1 protein-coding gene is annotated in these 3,909 nt (G+C 74.9%); it reads right to left on the bottom strand.

Translation table 11 applies throughout. The features are described 5' to 3' along the window. Positions 1-3,698, bottom strand: a 3,698-nt coding sequence (locus VFZ20_RS05925; RefSeq protein WP_329682917.1) for an amino acid adenylation domain-containing protein, incomplete at its 3' end; no start/stop codon positions are given. Positions 3,699-3,909 lie beyond the last annotated feature (211 nt).

Here is a 3,909-nt window from a genome sequence, read left to right as displayed (position 1 = left end):
AGGTCGGCCAGGGGCGACGGCGCGCCGCGGCGATACGCGTCGTACAGGGCCGTCAGCTCGTCCAGCAGCACGCTCGTCGCCCACACGTCCGTGGCGGCGTGGTGGATGACGATCATCAGCCCGTGCAGCTCCGCCGACGCGCGCAGCAGGGTGGCGCGGATGAGCGGCCCGCGGGCGAGGTCGAACGGGCGGCGCGCCTCGTCCTCCATCCGCCGCGCCATCTCCCCCTCCACCGCGTCCGCCGGCAGGTGCGACAGGTCCACGCTTTCCACCCGGAACGCGTCCGGCGGGAGGATGACCTGCACGGGGCCGGACTCGCCGGGCTCGAACGCCGTCCGCAGCACCTCGTGCCGCCGGACGACCTCCGCCAGGGCGCGGCCCAGCGCGCCCGCATCCAGCGCGCCCTCGAGGACGAGCCCGAACGGCACGTTGTACGCGGCCGATCCGGGGTCCAGCTGGTCCAGGAACCACAGCCGCTCCTGCGCGAACGAGAGCGGGATGGGCCGATCGCGATCCGCCCGGGGGATGGGCTCGGACGCGCGCGCCTGGTGCCGCAGGGCGTCCACGCGCGCGGCCAAGTCGCGCAGGCGCGGCGCCTCGAAGATGGTCCGCAGCGGCAGCTCCACCTCGATGGCCGCGCGGACGCGCGAGACGAGCTGCATGGCCCGCAGCGAGTGCCCGCCCAGCGCGAAGAACGAGTCGTCCGCGCCCACGCCCTCCACCTTGAGCACCTCGGACCAGGCGGCGGCCAGGGCACGCTCCGTCTCCGTCGCGGGCTCCGCGAACGCCGCGCGCGCCTCGCCGTCCGCTTCCGCCGGCGCGGGGAGGGCGCGGCGGTCCACCTTGCCGCTCGTCGTCCGCGGCAGCGCGTCGAGCACGACGAACGCGGCGGGCACCATGTGCTCCGGCAGCGTGCGGACCAGCGCCTCGCGCAGGCCGGACGGCTCCAGCCGCGCCCCGCCGCGCGCCGTGACGTACGCCACCAGCCGGTCCTCGCGCGCCACGACGGCCGCCTCGGCCACGGAGGGCAGCGCGGCGAGGGCAGATTCGATCTCGCCCGGCTCCACGCGGAAGCCGCGCACCTTCACCTGGAAGTCCGTGCGGCCGATGAACTCCAGCACGCCGTCCTCCGTCCAGCGCACGCGGTCGCCCGTGCGGTACAGCCGCGCGCCAGCCTCACCGCTGACGGCGTCCGGCACGAACCGCTCGGCCGTCAGCGCCGCGCGGCCCAGGTATCCGCGCGCCAGCCCTGCCCCGCCGATGCACAGCTCGCCCGCCGCGCCGAACGGCACGAGGCGATGCGCGTCATCCAGCACGTACAGCCGGTTCCCGTCCACCGCTTTGCCGATCGGCACGCCCGCGGGCTCGTCTGCCGCGACGTGGAACGAGGCGTCGATGGTCGCCTCCGTGGGGCCGTAGAGGTTCACGACCTCCGCGTCCGTCCGCGCGCGCAGGCGGCGGACGAGCTCGCCCGTCAGCGCCTCACCGCCGGCGTAGACGCGGCGCAGGGACGGGCACTCCGCCAGCCCCGGCTCGTCCGCCAGCACGGCGAGCAGCGAGGGCACGGCCTGCAGGGTCGTAACACGGAAGCGGCGAATGGCATCCACCAGGTACGCCGCATCGCGGTGCCCGCCCGGCCGCGCGATCACGAGCCGCGCGCCTTCCATCAGCGGCGCCCAGAACTCCCACACGGACGCGTCGAAGCCGAACGGCGTCTTCTGCAGCACGGCGCCGTCCGCGCCCAGCGGAAAGCGGCGGCGCATCCATCCCATGTGATTCGCGAGCGCGCCGTGCGGGATCTCGACTCCCTTCGGCGTGCCCGTGGATCCGGACGTGTAGATCACGTACGCGATCGACCGCGGATCGACATCGACGGACGGCGCTTCGGTCGATGCGGATTCGGCGGACGCGGATTCCGCCGGATCGGCATCCACCGCGATCACGGGTAGACCGGCGGATGGCAGTGCATCCATCCGCCGCGCCTGCGTGAGGACGACGACGGGCCGCGCATCCGCCAGCATCCACCCGATGCGCTCCTCGGGCAGATCCGGATCGACCGGCACGTACGCCGCGCCGGCCTTGAGCGCCGCCAGCATGCTGACCGGCATCTCCGGCCCGCGCTCCAGGCACAGCGCCACGCGCGACTCCGGCCGCACGCCCAGCGCGATCAGCCGGTGCGCGAGGGCGTTGGCCCGCGCGTCCAGCTGCGCGTAGGAAAGCGACCCGCCGTCCCACTCCAGCGCCGTCGCGTCCGGCGTCCGCGCCGCCTGCGCGGCGACCGCCGCGTGCACGAGCTCCGCGTCGTCCGCCGTCCCATCCGCCGCGCCGAGGGCCATCAGCTGCTCGCGCTCGCCGGCGGCGAAGAGCGGCACGTCGCCCAGGCGCCGGTCCGCGTCCTCCGCCAAGCCGACGAGGGCCGCGCGCAGGGCGTCCATCATCCGCCGCGCGGCGTCGTCGGAGAAGCGCCGCGTGTCGTACGCCAGTCGCAGTTGCAGCCCGCCGTGCGGCACGGCCACGATGGTCAGCGGATACGTGGAGCGCTCCACCTGCTCCAGGGGGGTGATGCGCAGCGCGTCCGGGGCGTCGCTCACCGGGCCGCCGTCGCCGCTGCCCGTGGACGGCGCGTTCTCGAAGACGACGATGCTGCCAAAGAGCGACCGCTCGCGGGGCAGCTCGCTCCAGCCCTGCACGTCCACCAGCGGCGCGTGCTCGTGCTGGCGCATCTCCGCCTGGCGCTGCTGCAGCGTCGTGAGCCACGAGCCCACCGTGGCGTCCATGGGCACGGACACGCGCACGGGGAGCGTGTTGATGAACAGGCCCACCATCCGCTCCACGTGGGGCAGCTCGCCCGGCCGCCCGGACACCGTGGCGCCGAACACCACGTCCTCCGTGCCCGCGTGGCGCGCCAGCACCAGCGACCACGCGCCCTGCACGAGCGCGTTGAGCGTGACGGCCCGCGCCCGGGCGAACGCCTGCAGCCGCGCCGTGGTGGGCTCGTCCAGGCGCAGGCGAAGGCCGGCGTGGGCCTCGGCCACGTCGGGGCCGCCGCGGTCCATGGGCAGCGGCGTGGGCTCGGTGATGCCGGCCAGGGCGCCGCGCCAGTACGCCTCGTGCGCCGCGCGGTCCTGCCGCTGCAGCCAGCCGATGTAGTCGCGAAAGCGCGGCGCGGGCGGCAGGTGCACGGGCGTGCCCGTGGCCTCGGCGTGGTAGAACGCCTGCACGTCGGCCAGGACGAGCGGGGTGGACCAGCCGTCCAGCACGGCGTGGTGGAACGCGAACACCATGAGCGTGCGCCGCGCGTCGATCCGCGCGAACGTGAGCCGGACGAGCGGCGCCTGCCGCAGGTCGAAGCCGCGGCGGCGGCCGTCGGCCAGCAGGGCCTCCATGCGCGCCATCCACTCCGCGTCGCTCCCCGCATCGGTCCAGTCCAGCCGCTCCACGGGGAGGGTCGCCTCGCGCATCACCACCTGCAGCGGCTGCGGCACGCCTTCCCACGCCAGCGCCGTGCGCAGGGCCGGGTGCCGGTCCACGGTGCGCTGAAAGGCGCGGTGCAGGAGGTCCACGCGGGGCGCGCCGTCCAGCAGCAGCGGCCACTGCTCCACGTACGCGCCGCCCTCGGGGGCGTACAGCGCGTGGAACAGCATGCCCTGCTGCAGGGGCGAAAGCGGGTAGATGTCCTCGACGTTCTTGCGGTTCACGGAACTGCGAGTGCGAAAGTGCGAAAGTGCGAGAGTGCGAAAGTGGCTCTCGCGCGGCACCACGTTTCTTTCGTCGCGGAGCCGGGCGGGCTCCGGGTTCCTGCTGCGAGGCGAAGTGTCTCTCGCCCGCGGAGAGCCCCCTCCCCCCGGCCCCCTGCCCCCGCTTCGCGGGGGAGGGGGAGAACTGCGATCCCGCGCCAGGTCAGCCCTG

Source organism: Longimicrobium sp. (genome assembly GCF_036280135.1).
Taxonomy (GTDB): domain Bacteria; phylum Gemmatimonadota; class Gemmatimonadetes; order Longimicrobiales; family Longimicrobiaceae; genus Longimicrobium.
Note: the sequence above shows the minus strand (reverse complement) of the source record. Positions and strands in the feature narration are given on the sequence as shown.